Source organism: Micromonospora sp. NPDC047670, assembly GCF_043204915.1.
GTDB lineage: Bacteria > Actinomycetota > Actinomycetes > Mycobacteriales > Micromonosporaceae > Micromonospora.
Window position 1 is genome coordinate 24890 of record NZ_JBIDDA010000012.1, and the last position, 18148, is coordinate 43037.

Sequence of the window (18148 nt, forward strand, 5' to 3'; positions counted from 1 at the left end):
GAACCTGATCAGGATCGGGCAGTCGGTCCGGGGGTCGGGTGGGCGTCACCACCGGGGGGCGCCCACCCGGCGACGGGCGTGACGCGTCGGTCGGGCCGGCGTGTGCTGGCGCGTCAGCGGGGGAGGGCGCGCAGGAACCGTTCGGCGATCGGTACGGCGGTGGCCGTGCTGGCCCCGCCCTGCTCGACGAAGACCGCGAACGCGACGTCGCCCTGCCAGCCGACGAACCAGGCGTGCGTGTGCGCCGGGTTGTTGTCGTACTCGGCGGTGCCCGTCTTGCCGTGCACCGGAGCGCCCGGCACGTCCTTCAGCGCGCTGCCGGAGCCGGCGGTGACCACCTCGCGCATCATCGCCCGCACCGCCTCGACCGACTCCGGCTTGAGCTGGGGGCCCGGTTCGGCCGGCTTCGCCGGGGCCGGGTCCAGCACCAGCTTCGGCTGCTCGAACCGGCCCCGGGCGACCGCCGCGGTGGCGGAGGCCATGGCCAGCGGGCTGACCACCGTGGTGCCCTGCCCGATCGCCGCGGCGGCCTGCTCGGTCGCGCCGCCGTTCGCGGAGACCTTGCCGGTGAAGGCGTCCAGGCCGAGGTCCCACTGCCCCTCCAGACCCAGGGACCGGCCGGCGACGGCCAGCCCGTCGGGGCCGAGCTTCGGCGCCAGCGCGGTGAACGCCGTGTTGCAGGACCTGGCGAAGTCGGTACGGAACGGCACCGAACCCAGCTCGAAGTTGTCGGAGTTCTTGAACGGCCGGCCGTCCACGGTGAACGTTTTCGGACAGGCCACCGTCGCGTCCGGGGTGACCGCACCCCGGTCGAGCAGGCCGAGCGCGCTGACCATCTTGAAGGTGGAGCCCGGCGGGACCTGGGCGGTGAAGGCCAGGTTCTCCCCGGCCGCGCCGGGACCGTTGGCGGCGGCGAGGACGGCGCCGTCGCTGATCCGCACCGCCACCAGCGCCGCCCGGCGCTTCTCGGCGCGCAGGGCGGCGTCGGCCGCGTTCTGCGTGGCCACGTGGAGCGTCGTCTTCAGCGGCTGCCCCGGCTGCGGCTCGCGGCGGAACACCTCGGTGCCGGTGGGCACCAGCGTGCCGTCCGGGCCGGGGCGCTCGGTGATCACGGTCAGCCCGGGCGCGCCGCGCAGCCGCTCGTCGTAGCGGCCCTGGAGGCCGCCGTGGCCGACCAGGTCGCCGGCCGCGTACCGGTCGGGGTGCTTCGCGAGATCGTCGGCCTGGGCCGGGTCGACGGAGCCGAGCACCGCCCGGGCGAACTCGCGGGTGGGCGCGAGGTCGATCTTGTCCTTGCGGAACTTCGTGCCCGGCAGGTCGTAGATGCGCGATCTGATCTGGCGGTACGCCTCCTCGCGCAGCGTCACCACCTCGACGAACGCGCCGGGATCGGCGTCGGCGAGCCGCTTGGGCAGGCCGGAGAGGTCCACCGGCGGGGTGATCGCCGGCCGGATGGCCCGGAAGGCGGCGTCCAGCTTCCGGCTCAGCCCCGCGACGTCGGTGACCTCGCTCGGTTGCAGCCCCACCCGCACCACGGGCCGGGGCGCCACGATCGGCTGGCCGGCGCCGTCGAGCACCGCGGCCCGGGGGCCGGCGTCCCGGCGCAGCCCGAGGCGGTCGCCCCGGCTGAGCTGCTCCTGCACCAGCCGCGGCTCCCAGATGACCCGCCACCCGTCGTCACCGCCCCTACTGAGCCGGACCTGCCGCTCGTACGCCCAGCGGGTCTGGCCCGGGAGGGTCCACTCGACCCTGACCACCGCCGTCGCGAGGTCCGCGGTGATCTTCGCGTCGCCCTGCCTGGTCAGCGCCGGCGGCGTGGCCGCGAGCTCCCCGGACAGCTCCTTGATCTCGCGGGACACGTCGGCGGCCGGCACCTTCGCGCCCGCCGGGTCCACGAACCCGACGGCCTGGAGGTCCCCGGAGCGCCAGCCGGTCAGGAACGCGTCGACGCTGCGCTCCGGACCGTCACCGTCCGAGCACGCGGTGAGCGCGACGGCCGCCAGCGCGGTCGCGGCGAGCAGGGCCAGCGGCGGGCGGTACCGGTTGCGGCGGTGACGGCTGGGGTACGAGAGGTGCATGGAGCGGGTCCCTCCGGGTCTCGAACTGCCCCTGCACGCTAGTACGCAGGCGCCGGCCGCACGGCCCCTGCCCCGCGTGACGTGCGCAAAGACGGAGCAGTGACGGTGTGATGAACAACCCGAGGCGGGGTACTCCCCGAGCGGCCAACCTCGTACCCGCAACGGGTGAAAGGACAAAGTCCGGAACCGGACGTCCGCACCGTGGTCCGCCGACGAAGGGGCGGAACGGCAGGGCCTAGGCTGGGCGGCAGAGTGACCCACAATGCGGTGGGTCGAGGGGAGTGGCACCGATGGACCGGCGTCCGGCGATCAAACCGGGACCCGACCTCCGGCAGGATGACACCAGCCGGGACGACAGCTTCGATTCGGCAACCGACGGGGACGGCTTCGGCCGGCTCGACACAGGAGTGACCGGGATGACCGGTTCGAGCATCGACACGATCTACGATCTGGGGCTGCCAGCCGACGCGCTGGCCGACGACGTGGAGGACAACGAACTCGACGAGCCGGTACCCAACGCGGAGCGCCTGGTGGCCCAGGCCGTGGCGCTCGCGGGGGACGACCACGACGCGGCGACACTGGTCAGCCGCTTCTGGCGGTTCGCGCCCGACGAGGAGCTGATCGGCTTCACCGCCGAGGAGATGCTCGACGCGGCCCGCGCGCACCGGGACCTGGCCCAGCAGCGGGTGCCGGGCGAGTTGAAGCTGCGCATCCACGAGCCCGACGCCGACCAGCACCACACCGTCATCGAGATCGTCACCGACGACATGCCCTTCCTGGTCGACTCGGTGACCGCCCTGCTCAACTCGCACCACCTGGACGTGCACCTGCTGGTGCACCCGCTGGTCGTGGTGCGGCGCGAGCCGCTGGGCCGGCTGGTCGAGGTGGCCGCCGACGTCGAGCCCGACGACGCCATCGCCGGTGACCTGGTCGAGAGCTGGATGCACATCGAGGTCGACCCGGTCCGCGACGCCGCCGAGCGGGAGAAGCTGCGCCGGGAGCTGCAGCGGGTCCTCACCGACGTGCGGGAGGCGGTCGAGGACTGGCCGAAGATGCGCCAGCGGGCCCTCGCCCTGGCCGACGAGCTGGCCGCCGCGCGGACGTCGGACAACCGGCCGCCCGTGCCGGAGAAGGACATCACCGACTCGGTGGAGCTGCTCCGCTGGCTCGCCCACGACCACTTCACGTTCCTGGGTTACCGGGAGTACCGCCTGGTCGACACGAGCGACGGCGGCAAGGCGCTGGAGGCCGCGCTCGGCACCGGGCTGGGTATCCTGCGGCAGGACTCGCCGGATGCCCGGCCGCTGTCGTCGATGACGCCGGAGGCGCACGACAAGGTCACCGAGAAGCGCCTGTTGATCATCACGAAGGCCAACTCCCGGGCGACCGTCCACCGGTCGGCCTACCTGGACTACATCGGCTTCAAGGTGTTCAACTCGGCCGGCGAGGTGGTCGGCGAGCGGCGCTTCCTGGGCCTGTTCTCCACGGCCGCGTACCGCACCAGCGTGCAGGAGCTGCCGGTGGTCCGCCGCAAGGTGGCCGAGGTGCTGGACCGCTCCGGCCTGAGCCAGCGCAGCCACTCCGGCAAGGACCTGCTGCAGATCCTGGAGACCTACCCGCGCGACGAGCTGTTCCAGATCAAGACCGAGGACCTCTACCACGCGGTGATCGGCGTGCTGCGCATGGCCGGCCGCCGGCAACTGCGGGTGTTCCTGCGCCGGGACGCGTACGGCCGGTTCATCTCCTGCCTGATCTACCTGCCCCGGGACCGGTTCACCACGCAGAACCGGCTGCGGATGCAGGACATCCTGCTGCGCGAGCTGAACGGCGTCGGGGTCGACTACACCACCCGGGTCACCGAGTCGATGCTCGCCCGGGTGCACTTCATCGTCCGGACCGACCCGAACCGGGCTCCGGGCGACATCGACGCCGACCTGCTCGCCGAGGAGTTGGCCGACGCCACCCGGCTGTGGGACGACGACTACCGGCTGGTGCTGGAGCGCAAGCTCGGCGACGAGCAGGCCAAGCACCTCTTCGCCCGGTACGCCGACGCCTTCCCCGAGGGCTACAAGGACGGCCACACGCCGTACGAGGCGATGAAGGACCTGGCCAAGCTGGAGCTGCTGGAGGAGCCCGGCCAACTGGAGATGCACCTGTTCCGCAAGCAGCTCGCGCCGCGGGCCGGCGGGCGGGGGCCGGACGTCGACGGCGCGATGGACGTCCGCTTCAAGGTCTACCGGTACGGCGAGCCGATGATGCTCTCGGCCGTGCTGCCGGTGCTGCACTCGCTCGGCGTCCGGGTGGTCGACGAGCACCCGCACGAGGTGGACCGGATCGACGGCCGCGTCTACCTCTACGACTTCGGGCTGCGGCTGCCCGAGGGGCACCAGGAGCTGGCCGAGGTGCGCCCGCACGTGGAGAACGCCTTCGCGGCGGCCTGGCGGGGCGAGGCCGAGGTCGACGGCTTCAACGAGCTGGTGCTGCGTGCGGGGCTCACCTGGCGGCAGGTGGTGGTGCTGCGGGCCTACGCGAAGTACCTGCGCCAGGCCGGCACGGTCTTCTCCCAGGAGTACATGGAGTCGACCTTCATCGCGTACCCGAAGCTCGCCGCGCTGCTGGTGGAGCTCTTCGAGGTCCGGTTCGCGCCGGGCGCGGTGGACCACGAGGAGCGGCAGCAGCGCAGCAAGAGGCTGGTCGAGGAGATCCGCGACGCGCTGGACGACGTGGCCAGCCTCGACCAGGACCGGATCCTGCGCTCCTACCTGACGCTGATCCAGGCCACCCTGCGCACCAGCTTCTACCAGAAGCGCTCCGACGGGCGGCCGAAGTCGTACGTCGCGCTCAAGCTCGACCCGCAGGCGATCCCGGACCTGCCGGCGCCCCGGCCGAAGTTCGAGATCTTCGTCTACTCGCCGCGTTTCGAGGGTGTGCACCTGCGGTTCGGGCCGGTGGCCCGGGGCGGGCTGCGCTGGTCGGACCGCCGGGAGGACTTCCGCACCGAGGTGCTCGGCCTGGTCAAGGCGCAGATGGTGAAGAACGCCGTGATCGTGCCGGTCGGCGCCAAGGGCGGCTTCGTGCTCAAGCAGAAGCCGGGGGACCGGGACGAGGCGGTCGTCTGCTACAAGGAGTTCATCTCGGCGCTGCTGGACGTCACGGACAACATCGTCAGCGGTGAGATCGTGCCGCCGGAGGACGTGGTCCGGCACGACGGCGACGACCCGTACATGGTGGTCGCGGCGGACAAGGGCACGGCGACGTTCTCCGACATCGCCAACGAGATCTCCACGGCGCACAACTTCTGGCTCGGCGACGCGTTCGCCTCCGGCGGCTCCGCCGGGTACGACCACAAGAAGATGGGCATCACCGCCCGGGGCGCCTGGGAGTCGGTGAAGCGGCACTTCCGCGAGATGGGCCACGACACCCAGACCCAGGACTTCACCGTGGTCGGCGTCGGCGACATGTCCGGCGACGTGTTCGGCAACGGGATGCTGCTGTCGGAGCACATCCGGCTGGTGGCCGCCTTCGACCACCGGCACATCTTCCTCGACCCGGATCCGGACGCCGCCACCTCGTACGCCGAGCGGAAGCGGCTGTTCGAGCTGCCCCGCTCGTCGTGGGAGGACTACGACGCGCAGTTGATCTCGGCCGGCGGCGGCGTGTACCCGCGTACCGCCAAGTCCGTGCCGATCTCGCCGCAGGTCCGTGAGCGGCTCGGCCTCGACGCCGACGTGGACCAGCTCTCCCCGCAGGAGCTGATGAAGGCGATCCTGACCGCGCCGGTCGACCTGTTCTGGAACGGCGGCATCGGCACGTACGTGAAGGCCTCCAGCCAGACCAACGCGGAGGTGGGCGACAAGTCCAACGACGCGATCCGGGTGGACGGCAGGAACCTGCGCTGCCGGGTGGCCGGCGAGGGCGGAAACCTGGGCTGGACCCAGCTCGGCCGGATCGAGTACGCCCAGACCGGCGGCCGGATCTACACGGACTTCATCGACAACGCGGCCGGGGTGGACTGCTCCGACCACGAGGTGAACATCAAGATCCTGCTGAACACGGCCGTCGCCGACGGGGCGCTGACCGTGCCCGAGCGGGACGAGTTGCTCGCCGAGATGACCGACGAGGTCGCCGAGCTGGTGCTGCGGGACAACTACGACCAGGCCCGGGCGATCAACAACGCGCAGGCGCAGGCGGCCTCGCTGCTGCCGGTGCACCGGCGGATGATCACCGAGCTGGAGCGTTCCGGGGCACTGGACCGGGCCCTGGAGGCGCTGCCGCCGGACGAGGAGCTGGCGGCGCGGACCGAGTCCGGGTTGACGGCGCCGGAGTTCGCGGTGCTGCTCGCGTACGTCAAGATCGTCCTAGAGACGGAGATCCTGGCCGAGGGGCTCGCGGACGAGGAGTGGACGACCGAGGTCCTGGTCAACTACTTCCCGACGCCGATGCGCGAGCGGTTCGCCGACCGGATGGGGCAGCACCGGCTGCGTCGGGACATCGTGACCACCGTCCTGGTCAACGAGGCGATCAACCGGGGCGGCATCTCGTTCGTCTTCCGGGTCGTCGAGGAGACGGCCGCCTCGGCGGCGGACGTGATCCGGGCGTACGTGGTGGTCCGCGAGGTGTTCGGGCTGCGCGAGCTGTGGAACGCCGTGGAGGCCCTGGACAACAAGGTCGCCCCCGAGCTGCAGACCAGCGTCTACCTAGACACCCGGCGGCTGCTGGACCGGGCGGTGCGGTGGCTGGTCACCAACCGCCGCTCGCCGATCGACGTGCCGGCGGAGATCGCCCGGCTGCGCGACGGGGTGGCCCGGCTCCTGCCCGATCTGGAGGAGCGCTTCTACGGCAGCGAGCGCGAATCGCTGGCGGCCCACATCGACTCGCTGACCCAGCGAGGGCTGCCGCGCGACCTGGCCGAGCAGGCGACCCGGCTGATGTACAGCTTCGGCCTGCTCGACGTCGTGGAGACAGCGGCGAGCAGTGGGCGCGACGTCGGCGAGGTCGCCTCGGTCTACTTCGTGCTCTCCGACCGGTTCCGGGTCGACTCGCTGCTGTCGAAGATCTCGTTGCTACCGCGGGAGGACCGCTGGCAGACGCTGGCCCGGATGGCGCTGCGCTACGACCTGTACGCCGCGCTGGCCGCGCTGACCGCCGAGGTGCTCGACTCCACGCCCGGCACCCAGCCGCCGCAGGAGCGGGTGCTCCAGTGGGAGCAGGCGAACGCCACGTCGATCCACCGGGCCGAGCGGGCGATGGGGGAGTTCGACGAGTCCCGGGCGGACCTCGCCGCCCTGTCGGTGCTGCTGCGCCAGATCCGCACCCTGGTGCGGACCTCCGCCGCCGCCTGACGCCGGGCACGCCGCGCGGTCCGGCCGGTCGGGGAACCGACCGGCCGGACCGCGCCGTCTTTCCGTCGGCCGGGCGTCGCGCCGTGGGAACGCCGCGGCCGGCCGGCGGGTCAGGCGGGCATGGAGGCGAAGACGACCACGTTGTCCGGGTAGCTGCCGGCGGCCCGGTCGAAGACGCCGCCGCAGGTGACCACCCGCAGGCCGGGCCGGTCGCTGGGGCCGTAGACCTGCTCGGTCGGGAACTCGGTCTTCGGGTACGCCTTCACCGACTCGACCGTGAAGGTGGCCTGCTGCCCGTCCTCGCGGGTGACCGTGATCGTGTCACCGGGTTGCAGGGCGCCGAGGGAGAAGAAGACCGCCGGCCCCATCGCCGCCGAGTCGACGTGCCCGACGATCACCGCGTTGCCGACCTCGCCCGGGCTGGGCCCCGGCTCGTACCAGCCGGCGAGCTGCGCCTGCTCCAGCGGAGGCACCTGGACGGTGCCGTCCGGGTTGGTGCCGAGCGACATGATCGAGGCGTCGACTCCGATCCGGGGGATGGAGATCGTGGTGGGGGTGGAGCGGGCGAGGCCGCTGGCGGCCCCGCCGGCCACGTCCGGGTTCACGCCGTCGGGCCCCGGCACGTCGGCCACCGCCGGCCCGCTGCTGGCCGGCGCGGCCTGGGCCAGGGGTTGGGGAGGGCGCGGAGCGGGCGTGGTCTTGAGCGAGGCGCCGATCATGCCGGCGCCCACCATGGCGAGCAGGACGACGACGGCCGCGCCGGCGGCGCGCCACGGTCTCCCGTGACGGCCGCCGGCCGGTGTCGCCGTCATGTCAGACGAAGGACTCATCGGTCCGACGCCGACGCATCAGCACGAGGCCCCCCAGGGCCGCCGCGCCGAGCAGGCTCGCCCCACCGGCGGCCAGGCCCCGGTCGGTGCCGGCGCCCACGCCGCCGTCGCCGCCGTCGACCCCGCCGCGGGGCAGGACGACCAGCTCGCCCTCGCCGCACGAGCCCTTGAGCTTGTAGCGGCCCGGCTTGGCGTTCTCGGAGACCTCGGCCTCGCCGTAGTAGACGAAGTCCCGCTTGTGCTCCCAGCGGTCCTTGTCCTTGCCGTAGCCCTCGGACTCCTCGTCGGACCAGCCGTTGTCGTGGCCCTTGCCGCCGCGCTCGTCCGAGCCGCGCCCGTCGTGGTCCTTGCGGTCCTCGCGGCGGTGGTCACCACGGTCCGAGCCGCGCTCGTCGGAGCCGTACCCCTCGTGGCCGTACCCGTTGGAGCCGTACTCCTCGTGGTCGTACCCGTTGGAGCCGTACTCCTCGTGGTCGTACCCGTTCGAGCCGTACCCCTTGTGGTCCTTGCGGTCCTCGCGGCCGCCCCGGTCGCCCTCGGCGTCCTGGCCGTGCTCGTAGCCCTTCCAGTCGCGCTCGCCCTCGTTGCCGGCGGCGTCGGCGCCCCCGCCCTGACCGGCCGGCGGCTGGCCACCGTTGGCCGGCGGCTGACCGCCGTTGGCCGGTGGCTGGCCACCGTTGGCCGGCGGCTGACCGCCGTCGGCCGGCGGCTGGGGCCGCCCGGTGCCGTCGTCCGTCGGACGCGGCTTCGGGGTCTCGTCCTTGCCGTCGTGGTCGCGGCCCTTGTCGTGGTCATTGCCCTTGTCGTGGTCGCGAGAGCCCTCCTCCCCACGCCGGTCGGTGCGGTCCTGGGCCGGCTTCAGCTTGACCTTGCCGGTGACCTTGGACCATACGTAGGCGTGCTCCTGGGGCTCCGGGCAGATCTCGAGCAGCTTGACCGTGTCGCCCGCCTTGACGACGTGGGGCTTGGCGTAGACCTTGCCCTCGTTGTCGTGGTGGCCGTCCGCGAACGCGATCCCCGGCGTGAACACGAGCAGGGAGGCGCCACCGAGGGCAGCGCCCGCAACGACCTTCCCGAGCATCTTGTTTGCCATGACCTGCGTCACTCCATCCCTGTTGTCCTGGGCTCGGTCGACAACCGAGCTACGGACGACGTTAGACCGTTTCACGACCTATGCAGGGAAAGATTCGTGTTTTGACCTTTGTTGCTGATGGAGGCGATAGGAGTGTTAAGCAGCGGTTTTGCGGCGTCCGGTTGGCCGTCGCGACGTTGCCGCCCGGCTGCGCCCCGAACGCCCGCTCGGTCCGTCCGGGCGCTCGGGCGGCCGGCGTCCGGTCCCCATCGCCCGTCCGGCCCCACGGCGCCTCGTCGCGCCACGGCGCCGCTGCGCCGTCCCGTCACCGCGCCACTGCGTCGTGGCGCTTACATCGAGGCGTTGCCATGGAAGCGCTCCCATGCAAGAATCTCCGCACGCGGTTCTTCAGGAGCCACACCGCGCAGGCAGGAGTCGAGGGCAACCGGTGCGCCGGACGACCTCCCGCCTCCGGCCGGCCGTCGCTGCCGGTCGCACCACCACCACGCCCGTCCGGGTCGGGCACCCCCGAAGAATCCCGTTGGCGCCGGCGGTCGTCCGCACAGGACGCCCACCGGGCCGTATCGCCGGGCCGTTCGCGGATCCGGTCTCGCCCAAGGAGATCAGTGGCATGAATGTGTGGAGAAGGCTGTCCGGCCCACGCCGGGCCCTCGCGCTCGGCGGCGCGGGCGCCCTGGTCGCGGGCGGACTGGTGACCCTTCCGGTTACCGTGGCGCACGCCGCGACCCAGTGCGACGTGTCGTACACGACCAGCGACTGGCAGGGTGGATTCACCGCCACCGTCAACATCAAGAACGTCGGTGACGCCCTCAACGGCTGGACGCTGGGCTTCACCTTCCCGGACGGCAACCAGCGGGTGCAGCAGGGATGGTCGGCCCGCTGGTCGCAGTCGGGCCAGAACGTCACCGCGCAGAGCGAGTCCTGGAACGGGTCGGTCGCCAGCGGGGCCACGGTGAGCATCGGCTTCAACGGCGCCTGGAGCGGCAGCAACCCGAAGCCCACGTCGTTCACCCTCAACGGGGTGACCTGCAACGGCGGCACCACCCCCACGACGCCGCCGCCCAGCACCCCGCCGCCGACGACGCCCCCGCCGACGACCCCGCCGCCCACCACGCCTCCGCCCGGGCAGCGGGTCGACAACCCGTACCTGAACGCCCAGGGGTACGTGAACCCGGAGTGGAAGGCGAAGGCCGAGTCCGTGTCGGGCGGCAACCGGGTGTCGAACAACCCGACCGCCGTGTGGCTGGACCGGATCGCCGCCATCAACGGCACCCCGGACAGCAGCTCCAACGGCGCGATGGGCGTCCGGGACCACCTGAACAAGGCGCTGGAGCAGGGCGCGAAGTACATCCAGTTCGTCATCTACAACCTGCCCGGCCGGGACTGTTCGGCGCTGGCCTCCAACGGTGAGCTGCGCGCGGACGAGCTGCCCCGCTACAAGGCCGAGTACATCGACCCGATCGCCGCGATCCAGGGCGACCCGAAGTACGCCAGCCTGCGGATCATCAACATCATCGAGATCGACTCGCTGCCGAACCTGGTGACCAACACCTCCGGCCAGCCCGGCGGCACCACCATGTGCGACACCGTCAAGGCCAACGGCGCCTACGTTAACGGCGTCGGGTACGCCCTGGCGAAGCTGGGCGCGATCGGCAACGTCTACAACTACATCGACGCCGCCCACCACGGCTGGATCGGCTGGGACAGCAACTTCGGCCCGGTCGCCGACCAGCTCAAGGCCGCCGCCGTGGCGTCCGGCAGCACCGTGGCCAACGTGCACGGCTTCATCGTCAACACGGCCAACTACTCCGCCCTGCGCGAGCCGTACGTCAAGGTCACCGACTCGGTGAACGGCCAGACCGTGCGGCAGTCCAAGTGGATCGACTGGAACCAGTACGTCGACGAGCTGTCGTTCGCCCAGGCCTTCCGGCAGAAGCTGGTCTCCGTCGGCTTCGACAGCAACATCGGCATGCTGATCGACACCTCCCGCAACGGCTGGGGCGGCTCCGCCCGGCCCACCGGCCCCGGCCCGTCGACCACCGTGGACGCCTACGTCGACGGGGGTCGGGTCGACCGCCGCTTCCACACCGGCAACTGGTGCAACCAGGCCGGCGCCGGCCTGGGCGAGCGCCCCAAGGCCGCCCCGGAGCCGGGCATCGACGCGTACGTCTGGGTGAAGCCCCCGGGCGAGTCGGACGGCTCCAGCAAGGAGATCCCCAACAACGAGGGCAAGGGCTTCGACCGGATGTGCGACCCGACCTACACCGGCAACGCCCGCAACGGCAACAACATGAGCGGCGCCCTGCCGGACGCCCCGATCTCGGGCGCCTGGTTCCCGGCGCAGTTCGCCCAGCTCATGCAGAACGCGTACCCGCCGCTGTCCTGACCCCCGCGCCCACCCGCCGCTGGCAGTAGGTGAGGCACTCCAGCGGCAGGTTCCCCGGGCCCCCGGCCCGACCGCTCGACGGTCGGGCCGGGGGCCCCCTCGCGTACCGCGGTCAGGGGACCGTCTTCTCGATGGCCGCCCGGCCCATCTCGGCCAGGTCCCGACGGGCCCGCTCGATGTTCTCCGGCGTCAGGTCCTGGCCCCGGGCCGCCACCAGGTCCTCCGGCTCCCAGGGCTGCTCCGCGCCGGTGCGGATGTTGTCCGGGGCCGCCCCCGTGCCGGTGCCGGTGGCCCCGGTGCCGGCGGCGTACGGGTCGCCGATCAGTTCGTCGGTCGGCGCGCCGCCCTCCGGCCGGTCACCGGGCTGCGTGAACGACGGGGTGTCCCGGTCGGCGCCGCCGCCGGTCATCAGCTGGGGGATGCCGGTGTCGTCCTCGACCGCCGCGGCCACCTCGGGGCTCTCCTCCAGCGGTCGGTCACGGTCACGATCCGTCATGTCGCTGCCCTCCTGCCGCCAGGTGGTTTCCTGATCCTCCTCGCGTACCCCGCGTGGCGGCGCCCATGCCCGGATGCCGGCCGGACGCTCAGCGCCCCTCGTCCGGGGCCTCCGATGGCCGGGCCGACGTGTCCGGCGGCTGGGCCGGGTTGCGCCACTGCCACAGCAGCATCAGCACGCCGAACACGAGCATGCCGAGGCCGGCCCAGAGGTTGATCCGGACCCCCTGCGCCTTCTCGACGGCCGAGGCGCCGTCGAAGACGCCGACCAGGGTGACGATCGCGCCGTAGACCGTGAACAGGCCACCGATCACCCGGCGGATGTCGAACAGCCGGGCGGCGGCGGACCGGCGGCGCGCCTCCTCGGTGGCCTCGACCATCTGGTCGTGCCCGCGCGGGTTGAGGTCGTCCATGGGCATGGCCGAGCACCCCTTTCTAGAAGACCGGCAGGTAGAGGAGGAGGGAGAGCGCCACCGCGAGCACGCCGAGCAGCACCGGCGAGCGCCACCAGACCCGGTCGCCGGCCAGCACGTCGCCCTTCAGGTCGACACCGCCCATGCCGTAGACCAGCCCGCGCAGGTCGTCGTCCCGCTTCGGCGCGGTGAACGGGGTGACGACGGCGGCGACGACGGCGACCGTGACGAACGCGATGCCGGCGCCCCAGAAGCTCTCCTCCAGGTCGGAGTTGAAGTGGACCACCCCGGCCTTGTAGAGCAGGTAGGTGGCCAGCGCCGCCAGGGTGCCCAGGAGCAGCGAGAGGAAGCCGGCCGCCGCGCTCATCCGCCGCCAGAACATGCCGATGATGAAGGTGGCGAACAGCGGCGCGTTGAACAGCGAGAAGAGCGCCTGGATGTAGTTCATGATGTTGCTGAACCCGGCCGCGATGAACGCGGTGCCGATGCCGATCAGCACGCCGCCGACGGTGGCCCAGCGGCCGACGCGGATGTAGTACTCGTCCGGCCGGTCCCGACGGATGTACGACTGCCAGATGTCGTAGGTGAACACGGTGTTGAAGCCGCTGACGTTGGCCGCCATGCCGGCCATGAACGACGCGACCAGGCCGGTCACCGCGATCCCGAGCACGCCGTTGGGGAGCAGGTCGCGCATCAGCAGCGGGATCGCGTTGTTGTAGACCAGATCGCCGCTCTCCGCGCCGAGCCCCCGCACCGTCACCAGGGCGACCAGGCCGGGGATCACCGTGACGACCGGGATGAGCAGCTTCGGGTACGCGGCGATGATCGGTGTCCGCCGGGCGGCGCTCATGTTCTTGGCTGACAGCGCGCGCTGCACCTCGGCGAAGTTGGTCGTCCAGTAGCCGAAGGAGAGCACGAAGCCGAGGCCGAAGACGATGCCGAGCCAGTGCGCGCCGAGCGGGTTGCCGGTGGTGCCGGTGTCCTGCCAGGTGTGCAGTCCCGCCTCGCCGAGCTTGGAGTCGCGCACCACGTCCATCAGCCCGTCGATCCCGCCAACCTTGACCAGGCCGAGGATCGTGATCGGCAGCAGCCCCGCGATGATCACGAAGAACTGGAGCACCTCGTTGTAGATCGCCCCGGAGAGCCCGCCCACGGTGATGTACGCCAGCACGATCAGCGCGCCGACCACGATGGCCACCCAGAGCGGCCAGCCGAGCAGCGCCTGCATGATCAGCGCCAGGGCGTAGAGGTTCACCCCGGCGATGAGCACCTGGGCGACCGCGAAGCTGAGCGCGTTCAGCAGGTGGGTGGGGCGGTTGAAGCGCAGCCGCAGGTACTCGGGCACGCTGCGGACCTTGGAGCCGTAGTAGAACGGCATCATCACGATGCCGAGGAAGACCATCGCCGGCACGGCGCCGATCCAGTAGTAGTGCAGCGTCATCGCGCCGTACTGGGCGCCGTTGGCGGCCATGCCGATGATCTCCAACGCCCCCAGGTTGGCCGAGACGAAGGCGAGGCCGGTCACCCAGGCCGGCAGCGAGCGGCCGGAGAGAAAGAAGTCGACGCTGGTCCGGATCGCGCGCCGGGCGGCGAAGCCGACGCCGAGCACCGTGACGAAGTAGAGCGCCAGGATGCCGTAGTCCAGGACGTTCATGTTCAGCCGCAGGCCCCCGCCGTCCATCCCGCCACCTTTCGTCCACCGTCCGCGCCGGCTGCGTGCGCGCGTGCTCAATTACCCGGATCGCGAAGTTCGACGCCTGCGCGGGCTGAGTCGTCGTCGATCGGCCCGCGTCGTCCCCCCGGGGGTCGCCCCGCCGCCGGGCCCGGTGGTGGCCACCTTCCACACGGCGATGACCCTGCCCCGCCCGCGGACGCATCCGGGCGCCCCGGCCGGTGCTGTCGCGCCGCCCCCTTCGCGCGCCGCCGCGGACGCGACCGGGCGCCCCGGCCGGTGCAGCCGGGGCGCCCGCGGGGACCGGTCAGCGTCCGAGGACCCGGTCCAGGAAGTCGCGGTAGTGGCGGACGGCCATCCGCAGCTGCTCCGTGTCGGCCGAGCCGGCGTCCTGCCAGCCGCCCAGCTTGTTCTTCTGCGCGGACAGCGCCGAGGCGAGCGCCTGGATGGCCTCGTCGACCAGCGACTGCGCCTCCCCGGCCGCCGCGCGCGGGTCGTCCACGAACCGCAGCTGGACGTCCCGCCAACGGTCCCGGAAGCCCTGCGCCGTCGCCCGGTCGAAGAGCGAGGCCGGCTCGGCGGCCACGGTCGACCCGGCCGGCCGGGACGTCCCGGCGGCCTTCAGCGAGCCGGCGGCGCCCGTGCGCCCGGCCGACCCGTGCTCGGCGTCCGGGTCGACCATCGCGGGAGTGGCGCTGCCGTACCCGGTCGCGCCGGCGGCCTCCGGGTCGCCGGTCCACCCGGTCAGGTCGGCCCGGCGCTCCGGCCGGCCGTCGGTGGCGTCCGGCGGCAGCACGGTCGGGCCGCGGCCCGGCTTCCCGCGCTCGTCGGGGTGGTCCTCGCCGTGCCCGCGGGCGTGGTGGAACTCCGCGGTCGGGTCGGCCCGACGCCCCTCGCGCGCACCGTCCACGGCGCCGTCGCCCGGCCGGGCGGTCGACTCCGCGCGCGGGTCGGGCTCCTTCTCCGGGTCGGGATTGGCCAGGGCGGACGCGGCCACCGCGCCGCCCACGGTGGTGGCGCCGAAGGCCGTCGGCACCGGGCCGGGCTCGTGGAACTCCGGCCGGCCGTCGTCCCGGCCGCCGGTGCGCCCGTCGTCGTCGGCGGCGCGGCCCGGGGTGCGCCCGCCGGCGACCGCCGGGTCGTCGAAGGTGCCCCGGTCGTCGAGGGCGTCCTCGGGCACCTCGGAGCGGCCGGCCTGGTCGCCCGGCGGCGGCACCGGCACCGGCGCGGAGCGGACGGCCTCGGGGTGCTCGTTCTCCACCCGCTGCTCTTCCTGTCGCATCGCGGTCTCCTCAGCGGTTCGTGACGTCGTGCTGGCTGGCCGGACTGCGCTGCTCGGGTGGCCGGTGTCCCACCGGTTCCTCGCCGAGCAGGTCGGCGAAGAGGGCGCGGTAGTGGACCACGGCCTGGCGGAGCTCCTCGGTGCTGGCCTCGCCACGCGAGTTGCGCAGGTGGATCTCGTGGGCGTCGCGGTAGTGGCCCAGCGTGCGGGCGTGTTCCACGGAGAGGTGGGCGATCTGGTCGGAGAATTCGCCGGTCGGGTAGCCGCGTTCGGCGATGAGCCGGGTGACCAGTTCGTCGGCGTCGCCCACCGTCTCGGCGGGGGAGTCCACGAAGCGGACCTGCAGCTCCTCCCAGGCGGCGGCGTAGCGGGCGCGGGACTCGGGGGCCAGGGGGGTCAGCGTGAGCTCGGCGTGGCGGCGCTCCCGTTCCCGCAGCTCGCGTTCGGCGGCGGTACGGCTGTCCCGTTCGGCGACGGCGCGGTCGTACTCGGGACCGAACCGCGACCGCAGCGCCCGGCGGCGCGCGTACGACCGGGCGGCCACGGCCAGCGCCGCGATCACCAGCACGACGAGAACTATGACGATTACCTGCGTGGGCGACATGGCTCCTCCTTCGCCGGTGGTATTCCCTCCGCTCGGTGATCGCCAATCCCGTTCCGGGGCACTTTCCTGACGAACCGACCGGGTGGGCATTCCCGGTGCCGACATGACAAGTCACACAGAGCCAATGCCTCCGAAAACTTGATTCGTTCCAGAAAGCGCGCTTGGGTGGGGTGATGCCGGTCGCCGCCGCCCTCGCGGTGGAGCGCACCGAGGTCACCCACCGGGGCCGGTGCCCCAGGTGGCGGCGACCGCAGTACCGGTGACGCCGGCCGCCACCCCGATCAGGAGGAGCGCCATGAGCGACCCGCAGGCCGACAAGCCGATCCTCACGACCCGGCAGGGTCACCCCGTGCACAACAACCAGCAGCAGCGGACGGTCGGCTCGCGTGGCCCGGCGACGCTGGAGAACTACCACTTCCTGGAGAAGATCAGCCACTTCGACCGGGAGCGGATCCCGGAGCGCGTGGTGCACGCCCGCGGCTTCGTGGCGCACGGTGAGTTCGAGGCGTACGGGACCATCGGGACCGGTGACCAGGCCGTGCCGGCGTCCACCTTCACCCGGGCGAAGCTGTTCCAGGGCAAGGGCAGGAAGACCCCGGTCACCATCCGCTTCTCCACCGTCATCGGCGGCCGGGACTCCTCGGAGGCGGCCCGCGACCCACGTGGCTTCGCGGTCAAGTTCCGCACCGAGGACGGCAACTGGGACATGGTGGGCAACAACCTCCAGGTCTTCTTCATCCGCGACGCGATCAAGTTCCCCGACGTGATCCACGCGCTGAAGCCGGACCCGGTGACCTTCCGCCAGGAGCCGAACCGGATCTTCGACTTCATGTCGAACACGCCCGAGTCGATGCACATGCTGACCTGGCTCTTCTCCCCGTACGGCATCCCGAGGAACTACCGGACGATGCGCGGCTCCGGGGTGAACACCTACCGCTTCGTCAACGCCGAGGGCGAGGGCGTGCTGGTCAAGTTCCACTGGCTGTCGCAGCAGGGCGAGCACAACCTGACCCAGGCCGAGGCCGACGCCATCCAGGCCACCGACCTGGGTCACGCGTCCAAGGACCTGTACGAGGCCATCGAGCGCGGCGACCACCCGAAGTGGGAGCTCAACGTCCAGATCATGAGCGACGACGAGCACCCTGAGCTGGACTTCGACCCGCTCGACGACACCAAGATCTGGCCGGAGGAGGACTTCCCGTACCTGCCGGTCGGCATGATGACGCTCAACCGCAACATCACCGACCACCACAACGAGAACGAGCAGATCGCCTTCGGCACCGGCGTGCTTGTCGACGGCATCGACTTCTCCGACGACAAGATGCTGGTCGGCCGGACGTTCTCCTACTCGGACACCCAGCGCTACCGGGTCGGCCCCAACTACCTCCAGTTGCCGGTCAACCGGCCCCGCGAGAACGTGCGGGTCAGCACCAACCAGACCGGCGGCCAGATGGCGTACGGGGTGGACGACCGGGGCGCCAACCCGCACGTCAACTTCGAGCCGTCCTCGGTCGCCGGGCTCCGGGAGGCCGACGAGTCCTACCGGGAGTACCGCCCGTTCGTCTCGGGCCAGATCATGAAGGCCCCGATCGAGCGGCAGGACAACTACTCCCAGGCGGGCCGCCGCTACCGGGAGATGGCCGACTGGGAGCGGGACGACCTGATCCTCAACCTGGTCACCAACCTGGCCCGGTGCGACAGGCACATCCAGGAGAAGATGGTCTGGCACTTCAGCCGGTGCGACGAGGACTACGGCCGTCGGGTCGCCGAGGGGCTCGGCATCGCCGCCGGCGCCTGATCCGCACCGCCCACCGAACGCCCCGCCGATCCCGGCGGGGCGTTCGTCGGGTGTGGACGTCCGTCCGGTAGGCCCGGCGCGACGGACGGTAGTGCATCGGGCGGGATTTACGTATCCTGCCCAAGGCGTCAGCCGGACGGGCCGGCACCGTGGGC

The 18148-nt window shown here is 72.0% G+C and carries 11 protein-coding genes; 3 read left to right on the top strand and 8 right to left on the bottom strand.

What is annotated here, in order from left to right; genetic code table 11:
* Nucleotides 1-113 precede the first annotated feature (113 nt).
* Nucleotides 114-2078: a penicillin-binding transpeptidase domain-containing protein gene (locus ACGF7U_RS24515; protein WP_393110338.1), complete on the bottom strand. Its 1965-nt coding sequence runs from the start codon at nt 2076-2078 to the stop codon at nt 114-116.
* Between the two features lie 290 nt (nt 2079-2368).
* On the opposite strand from ACGF7U_RS24515, the gene ACGF7U_RS24520 reads away from it, so the two are divergent.
* A complete protein-coding gene (locus ACGF7U_RS24520) occupies nt 2369-7420 on the top strand; it encodes an NAD-glutamate dehydrogenase (protein ID WP_393110340.1) in 5052 nt (1683 codons plus the stop codon).
* 110 nt (nt 7421-7530) lie between these two features.
* Here the strand turns inward: ACGF7U_RS24520 and ACGF7U_RS24525 are convergent, their stop codons facing one another.
* Together ACGF7U_RS24525 and ACGF7U_RS24530 are read right to left on the bottom strand one after the other, a co-directional pair.
* Nucleotides 7531-8232 carry a class F sortase gene (locus ACGF7U_RS24525; protein ID WP_393110342.1) on the bottom strand — a complete coding sequence of 234 codons (702 nt, stop codon included), beginning with the start codon at nt 8230-8232 and terminating at the stop codon, nt 7531-7533.
* A 1-nt stretch (nt 8233) separates the two neighbouring features.
* The gene (locus tag ACGF7U_RS24530; protein ID WP_393110344.1) at nt 8234-9343 is read right to left on the bottom strand and encodes a hypothetical protein; all 1110 of its coding nucleotides are present in this window, start codon (nt 9341-9343) and stop codon (nt 8234-8236) included.
* A 610-nt stretch (nt 9344-9953) separates the two neighbouring features.
* On the opposite strand from ACGF7U_RS24530, the gene ACGF7U_RS24535 reads away from it, so the two are divergent.
* Entirely contained in the window at nt 9954-11729 is a 1776-nt protein-coding gene (locus tag ACGF7U_RS24535; protein WP_393110346.1) for a glycoside hydrolase family 6 protein, read from the top strand.
* 112 nt (nt 11730-11841) lie between these two features.
* On the opposite strand, the gene ACGF7U_RS24540 is transcribed toward ACGF7U_RS24535, so the two are convergent.
* From ACGF7U_RS24540 to ACGF7U_RS24560, 5 genes are all read right to left on the bottom strand, one after another.
* A complete protein-coding gene (locus tag ACGF7U_RS24540) occupies nt 11842-12225 on the bottom strand; it encodes a hypothetical protein (RefSeq protein ID WP_393110348.1) in 384 nt (127 codons plus the stop codon).
* Nucleotides 12226-12313: 88 nt separating this feature from the next.
* A complete protein-coding gene (locus ACGF7U_RS24545) occupies nt 12314-12643 on the bottom strand; it encodes a hypothetical protein (RefSeq protein WP_393110350.1) in 330 nt (109 codons plus the stop codon).
* 16 nt (nt 12644-12659) lie between these two features.
* Nucleotides 12660-14318 carry a sodium:solute symporter family protein gene (locus ACGF7U_RS24550; RefSeq protein ID WP_393110352.1) on the bottom strand — a complete coding sequence of 553 codons (1659 nt, stop codon included), beginning with the start codon at nt 14316-14318 and terminating at the stop codon, nt 12660-12662.
* A gap of 298 nt (nt 14319-14616) precedes the next feature.
* Nucleotides 14617-15591: a hypothetical protein gene (locus ACGF7U_RS24555; RefSeq protein ID WP_393110354.1), complete on the bottom strand. Its 975-nt coding sequence runs from the start codon at nt 15589-15591 to the stop codon at nt 14617-14619.
* A gap of 10 nt (nt 15592-15601) precedes the next feature.
* Nucleotides 15602-16195 (bottom strand): hypothetical protein, encoded by a 594-nt coding sequence (locus ACGF7U_RS24560; protein ID WP_393110356.1) that lies wholly within the window; start codon nt 16193-16195, stop codon nt 15602-15604.
* A 295-nt stretch (nt 16196-16490) separates the two neighbouring features.
* On the opposite strand from ACGF7U_RS24560, the gene ACGF7U_RS24565 reads away from it, so the two are divergent.
* Nucleotides 16491-17993 (top strand): catalase, encoded by a 1503-nt coding sequence (locus ACGF7U_RS24565; RefSeq protein WP_393110358.1) that lies wholly within the window; start codon nt 16491-16493, stop codon nt 17991-17993.
* Nucleotides 17994-18148 lie beyond the last annotated feature (155 nt).

Excerpts from the sequence above, each read along its gene's own strand:
- ACGF7U_RS24555 (WP_393110354.1), bottom strand. The coding sequence starts at position 15,591 with ATGCGACAGGAAGAGCAGCGGGTGGAGAACGAGCACCCCGAGGCCGTC.
- ACGF7U_RS24525 (WP_393110342.1), bottom strand. The coding sequence starts at position 8,232 with ATGACGGCGACACCGGCCGGCGGCCGTCACGGGAGACCGTGGCGCGCC.
- ACGF7U_RS24535 (WP_393110346.1), top strand. The coding sequence starts at position 9,954 with ATGAATGTGTGGAGAAGGCTGTCCGGCCCACGCCGGGCCCTCGCGCTC.
- ACGF7U_RS24545 (WP_393110350.1), bottom strand. The coding sequence starts at position 12,643 with ATGCCCATGGACGACCTCAACCCGCGCGGGCACGACCAGATGGTCGAG.
- ACGF7U_RS24540 (WP_393110348.1), bottom strand. The coding sequence starts at position 12,225 with ATGACGGATCGTGACCGTGACCGACCGCTGGAGGAGAGCCCCGAGGTG.
- ACGF7U_RS24550 (WP_393110352.1), bottom strand. The coding sequence starts at position 14,318 with ATGGACGGCGGGGGCCTGCGGCTGAACATGAACGTCCTGGACTACGGC.
- ACGF7U_RS24515 (WP_393110338.1), bottom strand. The coding sequence starts at position 2,078 with ATGCACCTCTCGTACCCCAGCCGTCACCGCCGCAACCGGTACCGCCCG.
- ACGF7U_RS24560 (WP_393110356.1), bottom strand. The coding sequence starts at position 16,195 with ATGTCGCCCACGCAGGTAATCGTCATAGTTCTCGTCGTGCTGGTGATC.
- ACGF7U_RS24530 (WP_393110344.1), bottom strand. The coding sequence starts at position 9,343 with ATGGCAAACAAGATGCTCGGGAAGGTCGTTGCGGGCGCTGCCCTCGGT.
- ACGF7U_RS24565 (WP_393110358.1), top strand. The coding sequence starts at position 16,491 with ATGAGCGACCCGCAGGCCGACAAGCCGATCCTCACGACCCGGCAGGGT.
- ACGF7U_RS24520 (WP_393110340.1), top strand. The coding sequence starts at position 2,369 with ATGGACCGGCGTCCGGCGATCAAACCGGGACCCGACCTCCGGCAGGAT.